This is a genomic window from Synergistaceae bacterium (genome assembly GCA_012728235.1).
Classification (GTDB): Bacteria; Synergistota; Synergistia; order Synergistales; family Synergistaceae; genus JAAYFL01.
Map to the genome: position 1 here is coordinate 1 of JAAYFL010000115.1, position 1,792 is coordinate 1,792.

General features: G+C 43.0%; 3 protein-coding genes. All 3 read left to right on the forward strand.

Annotated features, from left to right (window positions below; all coding sequences use genetic code 11):
- The first annotated feature begins 78 nt into the window (after window positions 1-78).
- Window positions 79-1,212 (forward strand): iron-containing alcohol dehydrogenase, encoded by a 1,134-nt coding sequence (locus GXZ13_06930; protein NLX75542.1) that lies wholly within the window; start codon window positions 79-81, stop codon window positions 1,210-1,212.
- Between the two features lie 30 nt (window positions 1,213-1,242).
- Entirely contained in the window at window positions 1,243-1,593 is a 351-nt protein-coding gene (locus GXZ13_06935) for a BMC domain-containing protein (protein NLX75543.1), read from the forward strand.
- Window positions 1,594-1,658: 65 nt separating this feature from the next.
- The coding region (locus GXZ13_06940; GenBank protein ID NLX75544.1) for an ethanolamine utilization protein EutP at window positions 1,659-1,792 on the forward strand (134 nt) is incomplete at its 3' end.

Genomic DNA, 1,792 nt, shown 5'->3' on the forward strand with positions numbered 1-1,792 from the left:
AAATTTTGTTGTATACTATAACAGACGACTCAAAAAGCAATATAATCTTTTTGTTATATAATGAAATAGAGGTGCAACATGACTGCATTTATTCTAGGTCCAAAGATTTATATGGGCGAGTCTAATGTCCCTACTGTCTTGTCCAGTACGAAAAAAGCTCTTGTAGTAACGGACAAATTCATGTTTGACAGTGGAAAGGTTAAATACGTAACGGATTATCTTGACAGCATAAATGCTGAATACAAGGTTTTCTCCGACGTGTTTGATGAGCCGGATGTTGACACCGTTAAAGCGGGTTTGGCTGTGATGGCTTCTTTAGACCCGGACACGATTATAGCTTTCGGCGGAGGGTCACCTATCGATGCCGCAAAAGGCATCAAGTTCTTTTGGGAAAAAAGAGAAAATCCCACAGAGCATAGGCTTATAGTTATCCCCACAACGAGCGGTACCGGTTCAGAAGTAAGCAGCGTTACCGTCATAGGGGATAGTGAAAAGGGAGTCAAGTATCCTTTAATGAGTGATTCCCTTCTGGCTGAAGCCGCAATACTTGATGCGAATCTAGTCGCTTCCGTTCCACCGAGAGTTACAGCCGATTCCGGAATAGATGCGCTTGGACATGCCGTTGAGGCATACGTATCCATAAATCACACAGACTTTTCAGACGCAATGGCAGAGAAGGCAATCGAGCTTATCTGCAAGTATTTGTTTAACGCATATACTCATCCAAATGACATGGAAGCCCGCCAAGCGGTTCACAATGCAGCGTGTATGGCAGGAGTTGCTTTCAACAACGCAGGGCTGGGGCTCACACATGCCATGGCTCACACTTTGGGCGGACGTTTTAATCTTCCGCACGGTCGCGCTATAGCAATTCTTCTTCCCTATGTAATGAACTTTAATGCAGGCTGTTCGACGTCTCTGACTTCTGCGGCCAATCGCTATGCGGAACTTGCAAGGATTCTTTATTTAGACGTTTCTGGAGTTAGACAGAGTGCTTTGAGCTTTATTCGTTCAGTCCGTTCTCTCATTTTTAAACTCAATATCCCGACCAGTATAAAGGATGCTGGCGTATCCAAAGAAGACTTTGAGGCTGCACTTGATATTATGGCAGCAGATGCTCTTGCCGATGCTACAATCGCAACAAACCCTGTACCTTGTACAAAGGAAGATATTATTAATCTCTATCGTTCTGCATACAACGGAAGGTTTTAATTACTGCTTTGATTAAGGGGATTAAACTGAATGGTTGATTTCAGCGAAAAAACTAGAATAATACAAGAGTTTGTCCCCGGCAAGCAGGTGACTCTTGCGCACGTTATTGCAAGTCCTGCACCATCTCTTTATCCGAAACTCGGATTGGTTGAGTCAAAGGGTGCCATCGGAATATTTACGATAACGCCTGGCGAGGCTTCGATGATTGCTGCAGATATAGCGTCAAAAGCAGCGAACATTACGATTGGGTTTGTTGATCGGTTCAATGGCGCGCTTCTGATCACGGGAGATGTGGCATCGGTTGAAGCAGCAATAATTGATGTCATGCAGACTTTGTGTACAAAGATGGGGTTTACTCCTACAGAGATGACCAAAACGTAAAATTCCAACGTATATATTAAGAAATACGCTTGGAATTTTTTGTATTGTATTAGGAGTGTATATAAATGGAGCAAGAAAAAAGGAATCGAATCATACTTATAGGTCCGGTTTCCTCAGGCAAGACGACTCTATCTCAAAGGATTACAAACCGTGAGATAGTTGATAATAAAACGCAAGCTTTGAGTTTGATAGACGACTT